Origin of the sequence: Sphingomonas sp. 8AM, from assembly GCF_902506455.1 — a bacterium.
Lineage (GTDB): Bacteria > Pseudomonadota > Alphaproteobacteria > Sphingomonadales > Sphingomonadaceae > Sphingomonas.
Genome location: NZ_LR733844.1, coordinates 589,744 through 610,483 on the forward strand (window position 1 = coordinate 589,744; position 20,740 = coordinate 610,483).

20 protein-coding genes are annotated in these 20,740 nt (G+C 67.6%); 7 read left to right on the forward strand and 13 right to left on the reverse strand.

Going from position 1 to position 20,740, the window contains the following annotated elements; genetic code table 11:
* Nucleotides 1-132 precede the first annotated feature (132 nt).
* Entirely contained in the window at nucleotides 133-822 is a 690-nt protein-coding gene (locus tag BACI71_RS03015; RefSeq protein ID WP_159754839.1) for a hypothetical protein, read from the forward strand.
* 41 nt (nucleotides 823-863) lie between these two features.
* Here the strand turns inward: BACI71_RS03015 and queE are convergent, their stop codons facing one another.
* The 7 genes from queE to parE form a co-directional block, all read right to left on the reverse strand.
* Nucleotides 864-1,496, reverse strand: coding sequence for a 7-carboxy-7-deazaguanine synthase (gene queE / locus BACI71_RS03020; protein WP_159754842.1), 633 nt, complete (start codon nucleotides 1,494-1,496; stop codon nucleotides 864-866).
* Nucleotides 1,493-2,191, reverse strand: a complete 699-nt coding sequence (gene queC, locus BACI71_RS03025; RefSeq protein WP_159754845.1) for a 7-cyano-7-deazaguanine synthase QueC — start codon at nucleotides 2,189-2,191, stop codon at nucleotides 1,493-1,495. The genes queE and queC overlap by 4 nt, the downstream gene beginning before the upstream one ends.
* Before the next feature lie 357 nt (nucleotides 2,192-2,548).
* Entirely contained in the window at nucleotides 2,549-3,463 is a 915-nt protein-coding gene (hslO, locus tag BACI71_RS03030) for an Hsp33 family molecular chaperone HslO (protein WP_159754848.1), read from the reverse strand.
* A 147-nt stretch (nucleotides 3,464-3,610) separates the two neighbouring features.
* Nucleotides 3,611-4,528 (reverse strand): ornithine carbamoyltransferase, encoded by a 918-nt coding sequence (gene argF, locus BACI71_RS03035; protein WP_159754851.1) that lies wholly within the window; start codon nucleotides 4,526-4,528, stop codon nucleotides 3,611-3,613.
* Between the two features lie 50 nt (nucleotides 4,529-4,578).
* Nucleotides 4,579-5,781 (reverse strand): aspartate aminotransferase family protein, encoded by a 1,203-nt coding sequence (locus BACI71_RS03040; protein ID WP_268894054.1) that lies wholly within the window; start codon nucleotides 5,779-5,781, stop codon nucleotides 4,579-4,581.
* A 90-nt stretch (nucleotides 5,782-5,871) separates the two neighbouring features.
* Complete coding sequence (locus BACI71_RS03045) at nucleotides 5,872-6,513, reverse strand: YoaK family protein (protein ID WP_159754854.1); 642 nt, start codon at nucleotides 6,511-6,513, stop codon at nucleotides 5,872-5,874.
* A gap of 348 nt (nucleotides 6,514-6,861) precedes the next feature.
* Entirely contained in the window at nucleotides 6,862-8,838 is a 1,977-nt protein-coding gene (parE, locus tag BACI71_RS03050) for a DNA topoisomerase IV subunit B (protein WP_236552788.1), read from the reverse strand.
* A 118-nt stretch (nucleotides 8,839-8,956) separates the two neighbouring features.
* Between parE and BACI71_RS03055 the strand changes: the two genes are divergently transcribed.
* A complete protein-coding gene (locus tag BACI71_RS03055) occupies nucleotides 8,957-9,817 on the forward strand; it encodes an outer membrane protein (RefSeq protein WP_159754860.1) in 861 nt (286 codons plus the stop codon).
* A gap of 339 nt (nucleotides 9,818-10,156) precedes the next feature.
* Here the strand turns inward: BACI71_RS03055 and BACI71_RS03060 are convergent, their stop codons facing one another.
* Entirely contained in the window at nucleotides 10,157-10,903 is a 747-nt protein-coding gene (locus BACI71_RS03060; RefSeq protein ID WP_159754863.1) for a GcrA family cell cycle regulator, read from the reverse strand.
* 63 nt (nucleotides 10,904-10,966) lie between these two features.
* Here BACI71_RS03060 and BACI71_RS03065 point away from each other — a divergent pair, with 63 nt between their 5' ends.
* Both BACI71_RS03065 and BACI71_RS03070 read left to right on the forward strand, forming a co-directional pair.
* Nucleotides 10,967-11,818, forward strand: coding sequence for an ABC transporter permease (locus BACI71_RS03065; RefSeq protein ID WP_159754866.1), 852 nt, complete (start codon nucleotides 10,967-10,969; stop codon nucleotides 11,816-11,818).
* Nucleotides 11,819-12,048: 230 nt separating this feature from the next.
* Nucleotides 12,049-12,543: a phosphatase PAP2 family protein gene (locus BACI71_RS03070; protein ID WP_159754869.1), complete on the forward strand. Its 495-nt coding sequence runs from the start codon at nucleotides 12,049-12,051 to the stop codon at nucleotides 12,541-12,543.
* 61 nt (nucleotides 12,544-12,604) lie between these two features.
* Here the strand turns inward: BACI71_RS03070 and galE are convergent, their stop codons facing one another.
* Nucleotides 12,605-13,606 carry a UDP-glucose 4-epimerase GalE gene (gene galE, locus BACI71_RS03075; protein ID WP_159754872.1) on the reverse strand — a complete coding sequence of 334 codons (1,002 nt, stop codon included), beginning with the start codon at nucleotides 13,604-13,606 and terminating at the stop codon, nucleotides 12,605-12,607.
* Between the two features lie 67 nt (nucleotides 13,607-13,673).
* Between galE and msrA the strand changes: the two genes are divergently transcribed.
* On the forward strand, nucleotides 13,674-14,213 hold the full coding sequence (gene msrA / locus BACI71_RS03080; protein ID WP_159754875.1) for a peptide-methionine (S)-S-oxide reductase MsrA: 540 nt from the start codon (nucleotides 13,674-13,676) through the stop codon (nucleotides 14,211-14,213).
* A gap of 246 nt (nucleotides 14,214-14,459) precedes the next feature.
* Here msrA and BACI71_RS03085 read toward each other — a convergent pair whose 3' ends face one another.
* On the reverse strand, nucleotides 14,460-15,350 hold the full coding sequence (locus BACI71_RS03085; protein WP_159754878.1) for an L-threonylcarbamoyladenylate synthase: 891 nt from the start codon (nucleotides 15,348-15,350) through the stop codon (nucleotides 14,460-14,462).
* Between the two features lie 73 nt (nucleotides 15,351-15,423).
* On the opposite strand from BACI71_RS03085, the gene BACI71_RS03090 reads away from it, so the two are divergent.
* Complete coding sequence (locus BACI71_RS03090) at nucleotides 15,424-17,094, forward strand: acyl-CoA dehydrogenase (protein ID WP_159754881.1); 1,671 nt, start codon at nucleotides 15,424-15,426, stop codon at nucleotides 17,092-17,094.
* 182 nt (nucleotides 17,095-17,276) lie between these two features.
* On the opposite strand, the gene BACI71_RS03095 is transcribed toward BACI71_RS03090, so the two are convergent.
* The 3 genes from BACI71_RS03095 to BACI71_RS03105 are packed head-to-tail and all read right to left on the reverse strand — an operon-like array spanning nucleotide 17,277 to nucleotide 18,759.
* Complete coding sequence (locus BACI71_RS03095) at nucleotides 17,277-17,765, reverse strand: hypothetical protein (RefSeq protein WP_159754884.1); 489 nt, start codon at nucleotides 17,763-17,765, stop codon at nucleotides 17,277-17,279.
* Between the two features lie 16 nt (nucleotides 17,766-17,781).
* Nucleotides 17,782-18,138 carry a GntR family transcriptional regulator gene (locus tag BACI71_RS03100; protein WP_159754887.1) on the reverse strand — a complete coding sequence of 119 codons (357 nt, stop codon included), beginning with the start codon at nucleotides 18,136-18,138 and terminating at the stop codon, nucleotides 17,782-17,784.
* A gap of 42 nt (nucleotides 18,139-18,180) precedes the next feature.
* Entirely contained in the window at nucleotides 18,181-18,759 is a 579-nt protein-coding gene (locus BACI71_RS03105; protein WP_159754890.1) for a nitroreductase family protein, read from the reverse strand.
* 129 nt (nucleotides 18,760-18,888) lie between these two features.
* Between BACI71_RS03105 and BACI71_RS03110 the strand changes: the two genes are divergently transcribed.
* Nucleotides 18,889-20,688 (forward strand): peptide MFS transporter, encoded by a 1,800-nt coding sequence (locus BACI71_RS03110; RefSeq protein WP_159754893.1) that lies wholly within the window; start codon nucleotides 18,889-18,891, stop codon nucleotides 20,686-20,688.
* Nucleotides 20,689-20,740: the final 52 nt, after the last annotated feature.

The following is a 20,740-nucleotide window of genomic DNA, read 5'->3' on the forward strand; positions in this document are numbered from 1 at the left end:
ACAAGTTCCCGTTTCGCAAGCTATTTGCGGCGAAACGAATCCGGGCCGCGCTAGTTTGCGCTTGGGTCCCTGCCCCAAATTATCGTAAAAGGCCGCTGACGGCGTGGCCGTGTGCGATGGAGTGTTGGGGAAATGCAAAAGGTGGGGATCGCCGGCGCGATCGCGACGCTGGCGGCCGGGTTGCTGGTCACGACGCCGGCGGCGGCGCAATTCTATATGAAGAGCAAGGATTTGCGCGGCGAACGCGTCCGTGGTGATGAACCGGGGATCGGGCAGCTGTTACCCGGCGCGACCGGCGACGAGTTGCGCGCGGCGATGGTGTGGAACATGCGCGCGGCACTGAATGTCGCGGCACTGCAGTGCCAGTTCGAACCATCGCTGTTGACCGTTCAGAATTACAACGCCATCCTCGCCGATCACAAGCAGGAGCTGGCGCAATCCTATACGGCGCTCACCAAATATTTCGAGCGCTCCGCCAAGTCGAAGAAGGAGGGCCAGAACGCGCTCGACCAGTTCGGCACGCGCACCTATTCGGGCTTCGCGACGGTCGCCGCGCAATATGGCTTCTGCACCACCACCTCGAACATCGGGCGCGAGGCGCTCTATGCACCGCGCGGCACGTTCGGCGAGATCGCGCTCGCCCGGATGCGCGAGGTGCGCAACAGCCTGACGCCATGGGGTGAGCAGCAATTCCCGCGCATGGAGGTCTATCTGACCCCCGCCTTCCTGCCGCGCTTCGACAAGGCATGCTGGAAGAAGGACGAGTTCGTCACCAAGAAGTGCGGGCAGCCGTTCGGCACCCTGAGCTACGCGGCGCGGTAAACCCGAACCCGGTGCGGAGACCTCCGCACCGGCATCCGGCGTCAGCGCAGACCAAGCAGCTTGTGCGTCTGGAGCGACAGCCGCCAGCGCGGGCGTGCCATCACCACCGCCATCGCCGCCCCGACATTCGCCTCGCCTGCCGCATCGTCGAGCGGCTGCAGCAGAAAATGCGTGAAGTCCCACCCCTCGATCGTCTCGATCGCGGTGCCCGGCTGCGGCCACACCAGCTTCAGTTCGTCGCCGTGGCGCTGCACGGTCTCGCTGCCCGCCTTGGGGCTGATACATACCCAGTCGATGCCGGGATGCACCGCCAGCGTGCCGTTGCTTTCGATCGCGATCTCGAACCCGGCGGCGTGCAACGCGTCGACCAGCGCATCGTCGACCTGCAGCATCGGCTCGCCGCCGGTCAGCACGACGAAGCGCCGCGCGCTGCCTTCGCCCCAGAACCCCGCGACCGCCGCGACCAGCGCCGCGGCGTCGGCGAACTTGCCGCCGCCCAGCCCGTCGGTACCGACGAAATCGGTGTCGCAGAAGCGGCAGATTGCCGTGGCGCGGTCCTGCTCACGCCCGCTCCACAGGTTGCAGCCGGCGAAACGCACGAACACCGCGCGCCGCCCGGCCTGCACGCCCTCGCCCTGGAGCGTCAGGAACATTTCCTTGACGGCGTAACTCATGGTGCCGGCGGCGTGACCGCATAGACGGTCGGGTCAGGGATGCCGGCGTCTTCGAAGCCCTTGTGGCGCAGCCTGCAGCTGTCGCACAGCCCGCAATGCTTCGTGTCGGGCGTCGGATCGTAGCACGACCAGCTCATCCCCATGTCCAGCCCGAGCCGCGCACCCTCGCGGACGATATCGGCCTTGGTCATGTGCTGGAGCGGGGCGCGAAAGCGGAACGGCACGCCCTCGACCCCGGTCTTGGTCGCCAGCGCGGCGAGATGCTCGAACGCGGCAATGAACGCCGGCCGGCAATCCGGGTAGCCGGAATAATCGAGCGCATTGACACCCAGATAGATGTCGCGCGCGCCCGCCGCCTCCGCCCAGCCCAACGCCAGGCTCAGGAAGATCGTATTGCGTGCGGGGACATAGGTGACCGGGATCGCATCGCCGACGCCGTCCTTGGGAACGTCGATCGCGGCGTCGGTCAGCGCCGAGCCGCCGAACGCCGAGAGGTCGATCGGCAGCACGACGTGCCGCACGGCGCCCAGCGCCGCCGCGACGCGGCGCGCGGCGTCGAGCTCGACGTGGTGACGCTGATTATAGTCGATCGACAGCGCATAGAGCGGATGCCCGGCTTCGCGCGCGAGCGCCGCGGACACCAGGGAGTCGAGCCCGCCCGAGACGAGCACGACCGCAGGAGTGGGTTGGGTCATGATCCGCGCGAGCTAGGCGCACTGCCGCCGCAGCGCAACCACCGGCGCCGCCGGAGCGGTCGCAAAAAAGAACGGGCCGCCCGTCAGGCGACCCGCAGGATGCCCGTGCTACCGGGCGGGGGAGAGAGCATGCCGCCGAAACAGCATGGCATCCTTATGACGGGTAAAGGTTAATGAAGAGTTAGGACGGATTGGTTGTCCTTGCCTCGCTCGTTCGTCGCCCCGGACTTGTTCCGGGGCCCGCTTGTTCTTGGCGCGTGAGAAGTAGAAGCGGGATCCCGGATCAAGTCCGGGATGACAGGCAGGGGCAAGTGAACTGCGTCTGGATCTCCGCCTGCGCGGCGATGACGAAAAGGCTCAGGCCGCCAGATCCTCCGCGCGCAATGGGAACACCGTCGAGCAGAACGCGCAGTCGACCGCGATCAGCCCGCGCTCGTCCGCCATCTCCAGTCGTTGTTCGAGCGGAAAGCGCTCCAGCACCGAACGGATGTGCTCGACCGTGCAGCGGCAGCCGCGCGACACCGGCTGCCCGTCGAGGACGCGCACCTCGCTCTCCTCGTTGAACAGCCGCCACAGCAACGTCTCCAGCGGCAAGTGCGCGTCGGCGAGTTCGTCGACCGCGATCGTCTGGCCGAGTGCCTCGACATGCTCCCATTCGGGATGGTCGAGCTTGGTGTGGAGTCGCTCGCGCCCCTCCTCGCCCTCGGGCAGATGCTGGAGCAGCAACCCGCCCGCGACGCACTTGCCCGCCGCATCCTTGTGCATCCCGACGCGCACCAGCGTCGGGATCTGCTCGGACTGATAGAAATAGCTTTGCGCCGCCTCGGCAAGCGTCGCGCCGTCGAGCGGCACGATCCCCTGATAACGTTCGTAGGTGCTCGCCAGATCGAACGTGATCGCGAGATAGCCGGGGCCGAACAGCGCGAACAACGTCGGGTCGGCGGGGGCCGCCGCGAGCTTGTCGGCATCATACTGGACGTAGCCGCGCACCTCGCCGCCGCGCCAGTCGCAGACGAGCAGCTTGACGATCCCGTCCCCGGTCTGCGTCTGCATGGTAAGCTGCCCGGCGGGGTCCTTGAGCGTCGCGCCGATCAGCGCGGTCAGCGTCAGCGCCTCGGCGAGCAGTTTCTCGATCGCCGCCGGATAGGCATGCGCGGACAGGATCGCGTCGAGCGTCGGCCCGAGCCGCACCGCGCGCCCGCGCGCGTGCCGGTCGGGGATGGTGAAGCCGAGCGCACGGTCGAGATCGGGGGTTGTGGTCTGGTCGGTCATCGTCTCTTTCGCCACCGAACCGTCACCCCGGGCCTGACCCGGGGTCCCGCTACCTCGTGGCGCAGGAGAAGCGGGCCCCCGGGTCGAGCCCGGGGCGACGAAGGATGTTCCGGTGAGGCGCCTAGATGGTAGCGCGTGCGCCCGCGATCAACCGATCTGTCCGAGGCACCAGCGCAGCACCGACTTCTGCGCATGGAGCCGGTTCTCGGCCTCCGCCCAGATCAGCGACTGCGGGCCGTCGATCACGTCCGGCGTCACTTCCTCGCCTCGATGCGCGGGCAGGCAGTGAAGAAACTTCGCGTCGGGCTTTGCGCTCGCCATCAGCGCCGCGTCGACCTGATAGGGCATCATCGCCGCGAGCTTGGTCTCGGCATGCGCCTGCCCCATCGAAATCCACGTATCGGTGACGACCACGTCGGCGCCCGCGACCGCTTCGCGCGGATCGGCGACGATGCGCGCGCGGCCGTTCCCGCGCGCGACCGACGCTTCCTCGGGCTGGAATCCTTGCGGGCACGCAGCGACGACATCGAAGTGCATCAGCCCCGCCGCCTCGACGATCGAGGCGAGCACGTTGTTGCCATCGCCCAGCCACGCGACCTTCAGCCCGGGCAGCGACTTGCCGCTTTCGATGATCGTCAGCAGGTCGGCCATGATCTGGCACGGGTGCGATTCGTCGGTCAGCCCGTTGATGACCGGTACGGTGGCGTAATGCGCCATCTCCTCGATCTTGGCGTGATCGTCGGTGCGGATCATGATCGCGTCGACATAGTTCGACAGCACGCGCGCGGTGTCGGCGACCGTCTCGCCGCGGCCGAGCTGCATCTGCCCGGCCTCCATGACGATCGACTGCCCGCCAAGCTGACGCACCGCCATGTCGAACGACACGCGGGTGCGCGTCGAATTCTTCTCGAAGATCATCGCCAGCACATGCCCGGCGAGCGGCGCGTCGGCATCGACGCGCCCCTTGGTCCAGCCCGCGCGCGCCTGCTTGCGCGTCAGGGCATCGTCGAGCATCGCGGCGATCGCGTCCGGCCCGGCATCGGTCAGGTTCAGGAAATGGCGCATCGTCTCTCCCCCGCTCCGCCCCCCGCGTCGAAGGGGCGGAGATCAGGCCATCAATCGTCGGCGACCGGCACGTAGACGCGTGCGGCGTCGCTCAGCTTCTCCACGCACTCGGCGATATGACTTTCGTCGATCACGAGCGGCGGCAGGATACGAACGACATTCTCGCCCGCCGCGACCAGCAGCAGGCCGTGGTGGTCGCGGCAATGCGCGACGAAACGGCGGCTGTCGCTCTTGAGCTTCAGGCCCTGCATCAGCCCGTGCCCGCGCACCGAGTCGAACAGGCCGTCATGGTTGGGGATCATCTGCTCCAGCGAGGAGCGCAGCCGCTCGCCCATCTGCGCGACATGGTCGAGGAAGCCGTCGGCGAGGATCACGTCGAGTACCGCCTCGCCCGCTGCCATCGCCAGCGGGTTGCCGCCATAGGTGGAACCGTGCGTGCCGAACACCATGCCCTTCGCCGCCTCGGCAGTGGCGAGGCACGCGCCGAGCGGGAAGCCGCCGCCGATGCCCTTCGCCGCCGCCATGATGTCGGGGGTGATCCCGTACAGCTCGTGCGCGAAGAACTTGCCGGTGCGGCCATAGCCCGCCTGTACCTCGTCGAGCACCAGCAGCAGGCCATGCTCGTCACACGCCTTGCGCAGCCCTTGCAGGAACTCCTGCGAGGCCGGGCGGATACCGCCCTCGCCCTGGATCGGCTCGACCAGGAAACCGGCGGTGTTGCCGTCGATCAGCGCGAGCGCGCCCTCCAGATCGTTGAACTTCGCGTATTTGAAGCCGGGCAGCAGCGGCTCGAACCCGTCGCGCATCTTCGGCTGGTTGGTGGCCGAGATCGTCCCCAGCGTCCGCCCGTGGAAGGCGGTGTCGAAGGTGATGAGATCGTGCCGCTCGGGGTTGCCGTTGGCATAATGATAGCGACGCGCGGTCTTGATCGCGCACTCGACCGCCTCGGCGCCCGAATTGGTGAAGAAGACGGTGTCCGCGAAGGTGTTGTCGACCAGCCGCTGCGCGAAATGCTCGCCCTGCGGGCTGCCGTACAGGTTGCTGACATGCATCAGCGTCGCGGCCTGTTCCGAAATCGCCTTGGTCAGCGCCGGGTGGCCGTGGCCGAGCGCATTGACCGCAATGCCGCTCGCGAAGTCGAGATACTGGCTGCCGTCTTCGCCATAGAGGTACACGCCCTCACCGCGCACCGGTCGCACGCCGCACCGCGGGTAGACGGGCATCAGCGGCGGGATGGATGCGTCAGGCGACACGGGGCCTTCTCCTCGAACGAAAGCGGGCGGCCCGACACGGACCGCCCTCACTCCACTAATAGAGCAAAAACGCGCACGAACAACACCGCGTCAGCGCGGCGCGACCCCCCGCCCCGCCGCCGCGATCGCCAGTGCGAAGGCGAAGGCCGCGGCGCCCCACAAGGCATCGGTGCCGAGTGCGCGATAGGTTAGCGCGCCCCCGACCGCGCCGAGCACCAGCCCGCTCCACAGCAGCAGATACGGCACCCAGCCGGTTGCCGACGCGGTACCGAGCAGCGCCCCTGCCAGCGACTGGCCGAGCCGCACCAATGTGCCTGTGACATAGGTGATCGGGATGCTCACCCCGCCGCCGCGCTGGAACACGACGTTGAGCGCCCCCATCGCCGCGGCGAGCAGCACCGCGCCCGGCCCGTCGACCATCAGCAGCGCCGACCAGGCGAGCAACGCGGTGCTGAACAGGATCATCGCCATCGGCGACCAGCGCCCGAGCCGTTCGCCGAGGATCGACGCGGTCATCACGCCCGCGAGGAAGCCAAGGATCAACGCCACGACCGTGACCGTCGCCCCGTCGCGCTGGATCAGATCGATCCCGAGCAGCGTCGAGTTGCCACTCATGAACGACACGAACAATCCGCCGATCCGCAGGAACCCCACCGCATCGACGAACCCCGCCAGCACCGCCAGCGCAATGGCGAGCGGCCAGTCGGCGCGCGGACGCTCCGTTATCGGCATGTGGCGTGATCCGTCAGATATTTGCCAGCCATGTTCGACAATTTCACGTCATCGCGAGCGTAGCGAAGCAATCCAGGGCGTCCTGATCCGGCACTGGATTGCTTCGCTCCGCTCGCAATGACGGATGTGCGTGCATCCACAACATCGAAAACAAGTGAAGCCGCGAACGTCATCGCATTCAGAACCTCCAATTCACGCAGCCACCTCCTCGTTCGTCGCCCCGGACTTGATCCGGGGCCTCGCTTCTTCTTGGCGACAGAAGGAAGAAGCGGATCCCGGATCAAGTCCGGGGTGACGAACAGGCAAGTGATCAGTGTGGCTGCATTCCCCCTCCCCGCCCTGACCCCGTCACGCGTCGATCGCCTCTCCATCGAGCCGCGCGGCATTTTCCTGAATGAACGCGAAGCGATGCGCCGGGTTGGTGCCCATCAGCCGGTCGACCAGATCCTTGACCCCCGCGCGCTCCTCATATTCGTGCGGCAGCGTGATGCGGATCATGCTGCGCTTCGCCGGGTCCATCGTCGTCTCGCGCAATTGCTGCGGGTTCATCTCGCCCAGCCCCTTGAAGCGCGCCACCTCGACCTTCTTGCCCTTGAACGCGGTGCGTTCGAGCTGCGCGCGATGCGCGTCGTCGCGCGCGTACAGGCTCTTGGTCCCCGCGGTCAGGCGATAGAGTGGCGGCTGCGCCAGATAGAGATGCCCCTGCCGCACCAGATCGGGCATCTCCTGAAAGAAGAACGTCATCAGCAACGTCGCGATATGCGCGCCGTCGACATCGGCGTCGGTCATGATGACGACGCGTTCGTAGCGGAGCTGTTCCGGGCGACAATCCTTGCGCGTACCGCAGCCCAGCGCCTGGATCAGATCGGCGATTTCCTGATTGGCGAGGATCTTGGCGCTGGTCGCCGAGGCGACGTTCAGGATCTTGCCGCGGATCGGCAGGATCGCCTGCGTCTTGCGGTCGCGCGCCTGTTTCGCGGAGCCGCCCGCCGAATCGCCCTCGACGATGAAAATCTCGGTCCCGTCCGAATTGTCCGCGGCGCAGTCGGTCAGCTTGCCCGGCAGCCGCAGCTTGCGCGCCGAGGTCGCGGTCTTGCGCTTGACGTCGCGCTCGGCCTTACGCCGCAACCGCTCGTCCATCCGCTCCAGCACATAGCCGAGCAGCGCCTTGCCGCGGTCCATATTGTGGCCGAGCCAATGGTCGAAATGGTCGCGCATCGCCTTCTCGACCAGCCCCGCCGCCTCGGGGGAGGTCAGCCGGTCCTTGGTCTGCGACTGGAATTGCGGGTCGCGGATGAACACCGACAGCATCAGCTCGCTGCCGACCATCACGTCGTCGGCGGTCAGCTCCTTGGCGCGCTTGTTGCCGACCAGATCGCCGAACTGGCGAAGCCCGCGCACCAGTGCCTGCCGCAATCCCTGCTCATGGGTGCCGCCATCGGGGGTCGGAATTGTGTTGCAATACCAGCTGTAGCTGCCGTCGCTCCACAGCGGCCAAGCGACCGCCCATTCGACCTTGCCCTGGCTGTCGGCGAAATCCTGCTGCCCGGCGAAGAAGTCGGCAGTCGCGCATTCACGGGTTCCGATCTGCTCCTTGAGATGATCGGACAGGCCGCCGGGAAACTGGAACACCGCCTCCGCCTGAGTGTCGTCGGTGATGAGCGACGCGGCGCATTTCCAGCGGATCTCGACCCCGGCGAACAGATACGCTTTCGAGCGCGCCAGCTTGTAGAGCCGCGCCGGCTTGAAGTGCAGCTCCGGCCCGAAGATCTCGGTGTCGGGGACGAAGCTGACCGTCGTCCCGCGCCGGTTGGGTGCGGCGCCGACCGTCTCGAGCGGCCCCATCGTCTGCCCGCGCGAGAACCGCTGGCGATAGAGCTGCCGGTCGCGCGCGACCTCGACCACCGTCTCGCTCGACAGCGCGTTGACCACCGACACGCCGACGCCGTGCAGCCCGCCCGAGGTCGCATAGGCCTTGCCCGCGAACTTGCCGCCCGAGTGGAGCGTCGACAGGATCACCTCCAGCGCCGACTTGTCGGGAAACTTCGGATGCGGGTCGACCGGGATGCCGCGGCCATTGTCGTGGATCGTCAGGCGGTTGCCCGGCTCCAGCGTGATCTCGATCCGCGTCGCATGGCCAGCGACCGCCTCGTCCATCGCATTGTCGAGCACCTCGGCTGCCAGATGGTGGAGCGCCCGCTCGTCGGTGCCGCCGACATACATGCCGGGACGACGGCGAACCGGCTCCAGCCCCTCCAGCACCTCGATCGACGACGCGTCGTAACTGGCGGAGCTGGCGGTGGCGGACGCGAAGAGATCGGACATGACGGACATATACGCCGCCGTCCGCCCGCGCGCCACCATCGCCGGGCAGCAACCGTTCGTCACGCAACCTATCCTGGGAGCCTCCCGTTGCCGATCCGTGTTCTCAGGGAGTTAGTGAATGAAGTCGTATCTTTTCGCGGCAGTCGCCGCGCTGGTGTCGGTGCCCGCGGTCGCGCAGGATGGCACCAGCGGCGACCCGGCGGTGACCACCGGCTTTTCGGGCATCTACGTCGGCGCGTCGGGTGGTTATGACGTCCAGCCCAACGATGGCGGATCGACGATCCTGTTCGACCGCAACCTCGATGGCCGGTTCGGCGACACCGTGTTGACCGGCGGCGGCGCGAATGCGTTCGGCCCCGGCTTCTGCGGCGGTCGCGCACAGGCCGCGACCGGCCCGCAGAACGGCGGTCCGGGGTGCCGTAACGACAAGGACGGCTGGTCGTACAACGCCCGCGTCGGCTTCGATCACCAGTCGGGTCCGATCGTCTATGGCGTGGTCGGCGAGTTCGGAAAGTCGCACATCAACGATAGCGTCACCGGCTTTTCCTCCACGCCCGCCAATTACGTGATGACGCGCGAGATCGGCTGGGAAGCCGCGGTGCGGGCACGCGCGGGCTTCACGCCCAACGATTCGACGTTGTTCTACGGGACGTTCGGTCCCTCGCTGGCGCGCATCGACCGTGATTTCTCGTCGAGCCAGAGCACCAACAGCTTCGAGCAGCGCGGCAAGCGCAACCAGTTCGGCTTCCAGGGCGGCGGCGGCATCGAGCAGCGGATCGGCGACCATTTCTCGGTCGGGATGGAATATGTCTACCATCAGTATCAGGACAACGACTTCCGCGTCCGTGCGGCTGGTCCGGCCGGAACGCCGTTCACCAACGCCATCAATGGCGGGACGGTCAGCGGGACGGACTTCCGCCGCTCCGACGACAAGTTCAACTGGCACAGCCTGCGCGCGACCGCGGCGTTCCGGTTTTAAGGCGCCGGGTGGCCCCGGCCAGCATGGCTGGTCCGGGGACTCACCCAAGCCCGGCCAGCGGGGCAGCGCCCCGACTGACGACGCGGCTTTGCCGCGGCGGGCTCGAGGAGAGAACGTCGCTCCCTGCAGCCGTCATTGCGAGCGTAGCGAAGCAATCCAGGGCGTCCTGATCCGGCCCTGGATTGCTTCGCTACGCTCGCAATGACGAAAGATGCATACCTGACCCGGAAGGCCACGCCGCGGGCAAAGCCCGCGTCGTCGGACGCGGCAATGGCCGCGCCGGCCGCGCCGATCGCCGGAAGCGCGCTCCAGCTTCGCTGGAGCTTGCGCGATCGGTCGTCAGCGCATCCGTGGCCCACCAAACGGTATCGGCGGCGCGCGCCGGTCGCGACGCGGCAATTGCGCCTGATACGCATGCCCGCAATGCGTCACGCAATACGGGAAGCCCGGGTTCACCTTGTCGCCGCAGAAATGGAAGTCCGGCTCGCCCGGATGCCCCAGCGGCCACTTGCAGATCTTGTCGTTGAGATCGAGCAACGACGTCTTGTCGGCATATTCCGGCGACGTGCGCGCAGGCACCAGCCGGCGCGGTGGCGCAGGCGCGATCGGCGGCTGCTGCTCGCCGGGCGCCTGACGGACGAAGCCGCCCGGCCCGACCGAGCGCAGGATCGGCTGCGGCGGACGCTCCGGTGCGGGCGCGGCGGGAGTCTCGCCCTCGGCAGCGAACGGCGCGTCGTCCTCGTCCTCATCGTCGGCTTCGACCACCGGAGCAGGCGGCGGCGGCGAAGCGGCGGGGGCGGCCGCCACCGGCCTGGGACGCGGCTCCGGCTTCGGCTCGGGCGGTGGCGGCGGTGCGGCTGCGGCGACCGGTGCCGGAGCGGCCGCGGCACTTGCCTTCTCGGCGGCGACTCGCGCCTCTTCCTTGCTGACCACCGGCGACGGACGCGATTGCAGGCCGAGGCGATGCGCCTTGCCGATCACCGCGTTGCGGCTGACGCCGCCCAGTGCTTCGGCGATCTGGCTGGCGGTCTGGCCACCTTCCCACATCGTCTTGAGCGTATCGATGCGCTCCTCGGTCCAGGACATGATCGTCTTCCTCGTTCGCGTTCCGGTTGCGGGCAGCGGCGGCAGCGGGTACCCGCGTTTGCGATGAGCAGCCAGCCCCCTATCGGACAAATTCCATCAGGCGTCAGAAACGCCCCCGGCGTCCCGGTCATCCGGAACGTCAACTGGGGCGGCCTGAAGACCCTCTATGTGAAGGAGGTGCGCCGTTTCTTCAAGGTGCAGCTCCAGACGATCTGGGCGCCCGCGATCACGACGCTGATGTTCCTCGTCATCTTCACCGTCGCCAATGGCGCGCGCAGCCCGGTGCGCGTCGGCGGCAGCGAGGTGGCGTTCGCGGACTTCATCGCGCCCGGGCTGATCGTGATGGGGATGCTCAACAACGCCTTCGCCAACGCCAGCTTCTCGCTGCTGGTCGGCAAGATGCAGGGCACGATCGTCGACTATCTCCAGCCACCGTTGTCGACCGCCGAGTTGCTCGCCGCGCTGACCGGCGGCGCGGTGACGCGCGCCTTCTGCGTCGGCGCGACCGTGTGGCTGGCGATGGCGCTGTGGCCCGGCGTCCACGTCACGCCGCAGCATCTGTGGGCGGTGTTGTGGTTCGGGCTGCTCGGCGCGGTGTTCCTCAGCCTCGCGGGCGTGCTGACCTCGATCTGGGCGGAAAAGTTCGACCATGCCGCCGCGGTCACCAATTTCGTGATCGCGCCGCTGACGCTGCTCAGCGGCACCTTCTATTCGGTCGATCACCTCGCGCCCGCGTTCCGCGCGTTCAGCCATGTGAACCCGTTCTTCTACGTCATTTCGGGCTTTCGCTACGGCTTCCTCGGCACCGCCGATTCGCCGGTCGCGACCGGCAGCGTCGTGATCCTCGCGATCGACGTGGCGCTGGGGCTGCTCTGCTACACGCTGCTGCGCCGCGGCTGGAAGCTCAAGAGCTGAGCACGCCCGTCCCCGCCGCAGAGCTGCCCGCCGCCGAGCCGCGCAGCACGCCGACCGCCCCGCGGCTGGCGTGGATCGCGCTGGCGATTGCCGGACTGATCGCCGCCGCGCTGCTCGCCTATGAAATCGGCGACGGGGCGCCGCTGGCCTGGGACCGCGCGATCATCCTCGCGCTGCGCACGCCCGGCGACACCGCGCAACCGCTCGGCCCCGCATGGCTCCACGCGGCGATGGTCGACGTCACCGCGCTGGGCAGCGGGACGATCCTCACCTGCGTGGTGATCGCCGTGGCGGGGTTGCTGCTGGTGCAGCGACTATGGCTGACCGGCGCGCTGGTGCTGGTCGCGACGCTGGGCGGGTCGATCATCGCCGGGCAGGCCAAATATTGGGTCGGCCGTCCGCGCCCCGAGCTGGTCGATCATCTGGTGCAGGTGACCGGGCTCAGCTTTCCCAGCGGCCATGCCACCAACAGCGCGATCATCTATCTGACGCTCGCCGGGCTGGTCGCGCAGGTCACGCCACGGCGGGCCGTGCGGCGCTATGTGCTGGTGCTGGCGGTGGTGCTGGTCGGCGCGATTGGAATGAGCCGGGTGTACCTGGGCGTCCACTGGCCGTCCGACGTCCTGGCGGGCTGGTGCGCGGGCACCGGCTGGGCGGCCTTGTGGTGGTGGATCGCCGCGACGGTGCGGGGGCGGCTGGCTTCAGGTCCGTCTTTGCGAGCGTAGCGAAGCAATCCAGCGCCGGATAAGGACGCGCTGGATCGCTTCGCGACGCCCGCAATGACGATCAGCCCTGCCGCTCGGCCAGCTTGCGCTCCCACGCCAGCGCGTCGCGAACGATGCCCTCGAGATCGTCGCGCTTCGGCGTCCACTCGATCGTCCTTAGGATCGCGCTGTTCTCCGCGACCAGCTCGCCCGGATCGCCCGGACGCCGGCCCTGCAGCTTGCGCTCGATCGTCCGGTTGGTCACGCGATCGACCGCATCCAGCACCTCCAGCACCGAGAAGCCGCGCCCATAGCCGCAATTCAGCACATGGCTCTCGCCCGGCTGGTCGATCAGCAGCTTCAGCGCCGCGACATGCGCCTCCGCCAGATCGCTGACGTGGATGTAATCGCGCACGCCCGTGCCGTCGCGCGTCTCGAAATCGGTTCCGAACACCCCGACGCTGTCGCGCTTGCCGGTCGCGGCCTCGACCGCGATCTTGATGAGGTGCGTCGCGCCGACCGTCGACTGGCCGCTGCGCCCCTCGGGGTCCGCACCCGCGACGTTGAAATAGCGCAGGCAGCAATGGTTCATCGGATGCGCCGCCGACACGTCGCGCAGCATGAACTCGGTCATCAGCTTCGACATGCCGTACGGGTTGATCGGCGACTTCGGATCGTTCTCCGAAATTGGCACGCGCTCGGGGGTGCCATAGGTCGCGGCGGTCGAGGAGAAGATGAAGTGCGGCACGCCCTCCGCCACCGCGCTCTCGATCAGCGTGCGCGTCGCCGCGGTGTTGTTGCGATAATATTTGAGCGGGTCGCTGACCGATTCGGGCACCACCACCGATCCGGCGAAGTGCATGATCGCCTTGACGTTGTGATCACGGATCACGTCGCGCACGCCCGGGTCCTCGACCGCGATCTGCACGAACGCTGCGCGCCCGTCGACCGCCCAGTCGAATCCGGTGACGAGGTTGTCGATCACCACGACCTCATAGCCGGCATCAAGCAGCGCCAGCACCGCGTGGCTGCCGATATAGCCCGCGCCGCCCGTCACCATCACCTTGCCGTTCAACGCCGTCATGTCAGTCTCCCGAAACGTTGCCGCCGCGTAGCGACTTCCTACATGGGACGCAAAGGAGACGAGTTTCATGACGGAATATGCGACGCTGGCCGGCGGCTGCTTCTGGTGCACCGAGGCCGTGTTCAAGGACGTGATCGGCGTCGAGAGCGTCGAGAGCGGCTATATCGGCGGCCACGTCCCCGACCCGACCTACAAGCAGGTATGCGGCGGCGACACCGGCCATGCCGAGGCGATCCGCGTCGGGTTCGATCCCGAACAGGTCAGCTATGCCGATCTGCTCGACATCTTCTTCGGGACGCATGATCCGACGCAGCTCAACCGGCAAGGCAATGACGTCGGCACGCAATATCGCTCGGCGATCTTCCCCGAGACGGTGATGCAGGAAGAACAGGCCAATCAGGCGATCGCACGCGCGCAGGAAACCGCATCGGGCAAGATCGTCACGACGATCGAGCCATTCGCGGACTGGTACCCGGCCGAGGGCTATCATCAGGATTATTGGGACGGCGAAGGCCAGCGCAATCCCTATTGCCTCGCGGTGATCCCGCCGAAATTGCAGAAACTCCGCAAGAGCTTCGCAGCGCGCAGCAAGGCGGTGACCGCCTGACACCGTCGCCCCTGCGCAGGCAGGGGCCCATGTCTGTATCGTGCGTCGGGACGGTCTGACACAGCTGCGACGTCCTTTTGTCGAAGTTCTTGCAACACAAAACAGACATGGGCTCCTGCCTGCGCAGGACCGACGAGCACCTCGTCCGTCATTCCCGCGAAGGCGGGAATCCAGAACCTCTGACGTCCCGGCTCCTACGAAGACCTGCGCATCTGGCCCCCCGCCGCCGCGGGGATAACGGGAAAATCACCGATGCGCTGCGCGACGGAGGCGGTCGTTGATCGCGACGCCGATGCCAGCCTCCGGGATCGGCGCGACGGCGATCCCCTTACCATCGCTCGCATCCGCGCGGTGGAGCGCATCGAACAACCGCGCCGCCGCTTCCTCCAGATCACCCGTCGCCGACAGCGTATCGTCCCCCTCGACCGCACCGAAACCGATCAGCCACTCCCCCGCCTCCCGCGCCAGCGCGCCCAACCGCAACGGCTTGCGCGGCGCATAATGCGTGGCGAGCTGCCCCGGTGCGCTGACATGCGCCGTTACACCCGCCGCGACCGGCAAGACCTCAAGCAGCATCTCCACCGTCACCGGCCCCGGCCGCAGGATCGTCCGCCCGGCGACGATCGTCGACTCGACCCCCGTCGCGGTCGCGCCGTCGTCGAGGATCAGCGGCACCGCGCCGCCGAGGCTCGCCGCAACATGCGCGGCGCGCGTCGGGCTGATCCCGTTGCTCGCATTGGCCGACGGCGCGGCGAGCGGCGCGCCACTCGCCGCCAGCAATGCCTGCATCGCCCGATGCGCCGGCACGCGGATGGCGATCGTGTCGAGGCCTGCGGTCACCAGCGACGCGATCCCCGCCTCCGCGCGCACCGCCAACACCAGCGTCAGCGGACCCGGCCAGAACCGCGCCGCCAGCGCACACGCATCGGCATCGAACACCGCAATCCGCTCCGCCGCCGCAAGATCGGGCACATGGACGATCAAGGGGTTGAAGCTCGGCCGCCCCTTGGCCGCATAGATGCGCGCCACCGCCGCCGAATCACGCGCGTCGGCAGCAAGTCCGTACACGGTCTCGGTCGGCACCGCGACGATACCGCCGGCACGAATAACGCCGGCGGCTTCCTCGACGGCGGCCATGCCGTAACGTCGAATGACAGGGTCTTGAGCACGCATCACCGTCGGCTATAGCGGCTGGACAGGAGAGAGAGAAATGCCCTTCGCTGCCGCCACCGCCGATCAGCGCTTCGTGCTCGACCATGTCGTCCGGCTGGACGAGATCGCCGCCGCCGAGCGCTTCGCCGCCGCCTCGCCGGACGTGATCGAGGCGGTGCTCGAGGGCGTCGCGCAATTCGCGGCCGGCGAATGGGCGCCGCTGCTGCGCACCGGTGACACGGTCGGCGCGAAATGGACGCCGGAGGGGGTGAAGATGCCCGAGGGCTTCGCGGCCGCGTACCGCGCCTATGTCGAGGGCGGCTGGGGCACGATCGGCGTCGACGAGCAATGGGGCGGACAGGGCCTGCCGTTCGTCGTGCAGGCCGCGGTGCTGGAAACGCTTGGCACCGCCAACATGGCGTTCGCGCTGTGCCCGACGCTGACGGTCGGCGCGATCGAGGCGATCGCGCATCACGGCTCGCCCGAGCAGCAGGCGACCTACCTCCCCAAGCTCGCGACCGGCGAATGGACCGGCACGATGAACCTGACCGAGCCGCAGGCGGGCAGCGATGTCGGCGCGCTCCGCACGACGGCCACGCCGCGTGGCGACGGCACGTTCGCGATCAAGGGCACCAAGATCTTCATCAGCTTCGGCGACCACGATCTCGCCGACAATATCGTCCACCTCGTGCTCGCACGCACCCCCGATGCGCCCGCCGGCACACGCGGCATCTCGCTGTTCCTCGTGCCGAAGGTGCGGCTCGACGGCACACCCAATGACGTGCGCGTGGTGTCGATCGAGCACAAGATGGGGCTGCACGCCTCGCCGACCTGCGTGCTGTCGTTCGGCGATCACGACGATTGCCTCGGCGAGCTGATCGGTCCCGAATTCGGCGGGATGCGCGCGATGTTCACGATGATGAACAACGCCCGCCTCAACGTCGGGCTACAGGGCGTACAGTCGGCGGAAGCGGCGACGCAGGCGGCGGTCGCCTATGCGCGCGATCGCGTACAGGGCGCGCGCGACGGCAAGGCGGCGGCGATCGTCGAACATGCCGACGTGCGCCGGATGCTGCTGCGGATGAAGGCGCAGACGATGGCGGCGCGCGCGCTCGTCTATTACGCCTGCGGACAGGTCGATCGCGCGACGCTGGGCGACACGCGCGCGAGGGAGCGGCTGGAGGTGATGACTCCGCTCGCCAAGGCGCATGCCACCGACATCGGCAATGAGGTCGCCAGCATCGGCATCCAGATCCACGGCGGGATGGGCTATGTCGAGGAGACCGGCGCGGCGCAGTTCCTTCGCGATGCGCGGATCACCCCGATCTACGAGGGCACCAACGGCATCCAGGCCGCCGATCTGGTCGGGCGCAAGCTGGCGCTGTCGAACGGCGGCGCCTTCGCGGACCTGATCGCGGACATGCGCGCCGAGGCGCAGGCGCCGGCGCTGGTGCGGCTGATCGACGCGTGCGAGGCGGTCGGGCGGCGGTTGCAGGGCGCGAACGCCGACGATCGCCACGCGGCGAGCTATCCGTTCCTGACGATGCTGTCGGTCGCCTCGTGCGGGTGGCTGATGGAGCGGCAGGCGCGGATCGAGGGCGCGGATCAGGTGAAGAAGGTCACGGCGGCCTTCTATCTGGAGCAGATCGTGCCCGAGGCGCTGGGGCTGGAAGCGGCGGCGAATGCCGATGCGTCGGTGCTGTACGCGCTGCCGGCGGAAGCGTTCTAACGTCTCGTCATTGCGAGCGCAGCGAAGCAATCCAGGGCGTCCTGATCCGACCCTGGATTGCTTCGCTGCGCTCGCAATGACGGTCGGCGTCGTCCCGGGCTTGACCCGGGACCCCGCTTCTTCTTCGCTCACGTCGAAAGGAAGCGAGACCCCGGATCAAGTCCGGGGTGACGGTGAAAGGCTCACTCCCCCGACGGACATCCGTTGACCGGCGCCGGCCCGGCCTTGTCGGGATACCAGCGCGCCACCCGCCGGTCCTGATCGTACAGGCACACCGCCGCGTCCGTCCCATCCGGGCGGATCGCCACCGCCCAGTTATGCGGCCCGCAATTGTGCGGCTCGCACCCGAACGCGACCAATTTGCCCTCGACCAGCGCGATCGGCGTTGCAGTCACGTCGCTGCCGAGCACCAAGGCGCGCACCTGCTTGTCGGGGACAACTGCTGCCACCGCCTCGCGCACCTGCGGCTGACGCAGGAAGCTGGGCGCACCACCCTTCGGCTCGGTCGGATATTCGCCGACATAGGCAGACAGATCGGAAGACGGCGACGACAAAGCGCTCGGCGTCGGTGACGGCGCGGTTGCGGTGGGGGTCGGCGTCGGGGCGGCAGGCTCACGCTGGCACCCGGCCAGCACAACGCCCAGCGTCAGCGGAAGAAGAAAGGCACGCATCACCGGGGTCAAAGCGTCACGCCGGCGCCCGTTCCAGCAACTCGGCCGCATTCAGCCCGAGCAGCGCGATCCGCTCGCGGATGCGCGGCCATTGCTGCGCGACGAAATCCTCGCGCTCGACGGTCCGCAAACGTTCGGCGGCGCCGGGTAGCACGAACATCCCGACCCCGCGTCGCACCTCGACATAGCCGTCGTCCTGAAAGCTCTGATACGCCTTTGCCACCGTCAAAGGGTTCGCGCCATGTTCGGCGGCGAGCGCCCGAACCGAGGGAAGCTGGTCACCCGCGCCGAACTCGCCGCGCAGGATCGCCGCCGCGATCGTGCCGCGCAGGCGGAGATAGACGGGCGAGTCGTCGTTGCTGAGCGCTGCCATGCTGCCTTAATACAGCATGGGGCCTGGGCTGTCGAGGCGCGCTCAGCCCTGCCAGTCGCTCCACAGCCGCGCCTCATCGGGACGCGGACGCTCATCGAGTTCGCGGCCGGGCGTGCCGATGAACATGAAGCCCGCGATCCGCTCCGGCGCTTCACCGAAGGCATCACGGACGCGATCCGAAAAGGCGGGCCAGCCGGTCAGCCACCCGCCCGCAAACCCATGTGCATGGACCGCATGAAGCAGGTTCATGCACGCCGCCCCCGCCGACAATTCCTGCTCCCACAACGGGATATGGCTCTCCGTCCGCGGGCTCGACAAGGCGACCACCAGTGCCGGTGCCTGCCGCGCGAATTGCTCCATCGCCTCGATCTCGGCGCGTCCCGCCGCGGGACGTTCTTCGCGATACGCGTCGACCAGCAGCGCGGCGAGTGCGTCGCGACGGTCGTCGCCGACGATCACGAACCGCCACGGCGCCAGCTTGCCATGATCGGGGGTGCGCCCGGCGATGCGGATCATCTCGACCAATTGCGCGTGATCGGGCCCCGGCGCGATCAGGTCGCGCGGCTTGCCCGAACGGCGCGTGGTCAGCAGCGAAAGCGGTGAGGAAAGGTCGTTGAACATGACCCGGGTGTGGATAGGCGATGTGACAGGATATTTACAGCGCCCGCTTAACCGTTAGTCTCCGCCGCAACCTTGTTCCCCCGCGCGCCGCCGCGGGCGACGACCCATATTCTGGAGAGCTTGCCCCTCATGGTGGACACCCCAACCGCGGACAGCCCGCGCGAGCCGGATATCAGTCACGTCAATCCGGCCGATGAAGCGACGTGGTTCGGCCACCCCCGCCAGCTCGCCCGGCTGTTCACGACCGAGATGTGGGAGCGGTTCGGCTTCTACGGCATGCGTGCGCTGCTCACTTTGTACCTGACGCAGCATTTCCTGTTCGGGGACCGGCAGGCGACCGGGCTGTACGGCGGCTATACCGCGCTCGTGTACCTCACCCCGCTGATCGGCGGCTATCTCGCCGACCAGTATCTGGGCTCAAAGCGCGCGGTGAAATTCGGCGCGGTGCTGATGGCGATCGGTTATTTCACGCTCTGCTTTGGCGGTGAGACGGCCAAACCGTTCGCGACCGTCGACGGCCAGCGCTACGAGGTCGCGATCGAGAAGAACGCCGAGGGTGTCGAGACCCGCTACGTGCTCGATGGCGCGAAGCGGCTGGCGATCAAGGGCAATGACGACGGCAGCGTCGCGCTGCTCGGCACCGACGGCCAGCCCGAACGCACCGTCGCCAGGGGCGCGTTCCAGTCGGATGGCGAGCGCAGTCCGTTCTACGTGACGGTGATGCTGCTCGCGCTGTGTCTGGTGTCTGTCGGCAACGGCTTCTTCAAACCGAACATCTCGACGATGGTCGGCGAGCTGTACCCGGTCGGCGACCGCCGCCGCGATACCGGCTTCACGATCTTCTACATGGGGATCAACATCGGCTCGACGCTGTCGCAACTGCTGTGCCCGCTACTCGCGACGATGGTCGGCTGGTGGGCGGGCTTCGGGCTGGCGGCGATCGGAATGCTGGCGTCGTGGTCGCTGATCCAGTTCGATGGCGGGCGGCTCAACGGTTATGGCGAATCGCCGGTGCAGCCGGGTCAGCAGGACCGCGCGCTGGGCATCTATGCCGCCGCGCTGATTGGCGTGCCGATCTTCTACCTGCTGTTCACCAACCTGATGAACGCGCCCGAGCCGATCGCCGGCGCCGGGCTGATCGGCTATATCATCGCACTGCCGCTTATGGGCAAATTGCTGTTCGGCACCTTCCTGATCGCGGTGCCCGGCATCCTGATCTGGTCGTTCAAGAACGGCTCGCGCGCCGAATTTCAGATGATGCTGGCGGCAATGGTGCTGATCGTCTTCAATGTCGTATTCTGGACCCTGTTCGAACAGGCCGGGTCGAGTCTGACGCTCTACGCCGACCGCAACACCGATCTGTCGATCTTCGGATTGTTCTCGCTGTCGGCCGGGCAGACGCAGTTCTTCAACGCCTTCTTCATCGTCGTCTTCGCGCCGATCATGGCGGCGATGTGGACGAAGCTGGCGGCGGCGGGGCGCGAACCGTCGATCCCGGTCAAGTTCGGGATCGCGCTGATGCTGGTCGGGTTCGGCTTCCTGTTCCTCGTCTTCGGCGGGCGCTTCGCTGGCGCGGACTTCAAGGTCGCGATCTGGTGGCTCGCCGGACTGTACCTGATCCACTCGGTCGCGGAATTGTGCATCTCGCCCGTCGGGCTGTCGATGATTACGAAGCTGTCGATCGCGCGCGTCGTCGGGCTGATGATGGGCGTATGGTTCCTGTCGGTCTCAGTGGCGCAATATGTCGCCGGGATCGTGGCGCAGGTCGCCAGCGTCGACACGGTCGGCGGGCAGGTCACCAACCTCAAGGTCAGCCTCGACACCTACAACGGCGTCTTCTGGACGATCGGCCTTGCCGCCACCGCGATTGGCCTGCTGCTGATCGCGTTGTCGCCGGTCATCCGGAAGTGGATGCACGGTGTGCAGTAATCGACATCAATCGATACGCGACAAGCGCGCGGCCTTCTGGCAGCAAGACGGC

Excerpts from the sequence above, each read along its gene's own strand:
- argF (WP_159754851.1), bottom strand. The coding sequence starts at position 4,528 with ATGCGCCATTTCCTGAACCTGACCGATGCCGGGCCGGACGCGATCGCC.
- BACI71_RS03060 (WP_159754863.1), bottom strand. The coding sequence starts at position 10,903 with ATGTCCTGGACCGAGGAGCGCATCGATACGCTCAAGACGATGTGGGAA.
- BACI71_RS03065 (WP_159754866.1), top strand. The coding sequence starts at position 10,967 with ATGAGCAGCCAGCCCCCTATCGGACAAATTCCATCAGGCGTCAGAAAC.
- BACI71_RS03105 (WP_159754890.1), bottom strand. The coding sequence starts at position 18,759 with ATGTTCAACGACCTTTCCTCACCGCTTTCGCTGCTGACCACGCGCCGT.
- queE (WP_159754842.1), bottom strand. The coding sequence starts at position 1,496 with ATGAGTTACGCCGTCAAGGAAATGTTCCTGACGCTCCAGGGCGAGGGC.
- BACI71_RS03045 (WP_159754854.1), bottom strand. The coding sequence starts at position 6,513 with ATGCCGATAACGGAGCGTCCGCGCGCCGACTGGCCGCTCGCCATTGCG.
- msrA (WP_159754875.1), top strand. The coding sequence starts at position 13,674 with ATGACGGAATATGCGACGCTGGCCGGCGGCTGCTTCTGGTGCACCGAG.
- BACI71_RS03095 (WP_159754884.1), bottom strand. The coding sequence starts at position 17,765 with ATGCGTGCCTTTCTTCTTCCGCTGACGCTGGGCGTTGTGCTGGCCGGG.
- BACI71_RS03100 (WP_159754887.1), bottom strand. The coding sequence starts at position 18,138 with ATGGCAGCGCTCAGCAACGACGACTCGCCCGTCTATCTCCGCCTGCGC.
- BACI71_RS03055 (WP_159754860.1), top strand. The coding sequence starts at position 8,957 with ATGAAGTCGTATCTTTTCGCGGCAGTCGCCGCGCTGGTGTCGGTGCCC.
- BACI71_RS03085 (WP_159754878.1), bottom strand. The coding sequence starts at position 15,350 with ATGGCCGCCGTCGAGGAAGCCGCCGGCGTTATTCGTGCCGGCGGTATC.
- BACI71_RS03070 (WP_159754869.1), top strand. The coding sequence starts at position 12,049 with ATGGTCGACGTCACCGCGCTGGGCAGCGGGACGATCCTCACCTGCGTG.
- BACI71_RS03015 (WP_159754839.1), top strand. The coding sequence starts at position 133 with ATGCAAAAGGTGGGGATCGCCGGCGCGATCGCGACGCTGGCGGCCGGG.
- BACI71_RS03090 (WP_159754881.1), top strand. The coding sequence starts at position 15,424 with ATGCCCTTCGCTGCCGCCACCGCCGATCAGCGCTTCGTGCTCGACCAT.
- hslO (WP_159754848.1), bottom strand. The coding sequence starts at position 3,463 with ATGACCGACCAGACCACAACCCCCGATCTCGACCGTGCGCTCGGCTTC.
- queC (WP_159754845.1), bottom strand. The coding sequence starts at position 2,191 with ATGACCCAACCCACTCCTGCGGTCGTGCTCGTCTCGGGCGGGCTCGAC.
- BACI71_RS03110 (WP_159754893.1), top strand. The coding sequence starts at position 18,889 with ATGGTGGACACCCCAACCGCGGACAGCCCGCGCGAGCCGGATATCAGT.
- galE (WP_159754872.1), bottom strand. The coding sequence starts at position 13,606 with ATGACGGCGTTGAACGGCAAGGTGATGGTGACGGGCGGCGCGGGCTAT.
- parE (WP_236552788.1), bottom strand. The coding sequence starts at position 8,838 with ATGTCCGATCTCTTCGCGTCCGCCACCGCCAGCTCCGCCAGTTACGAC.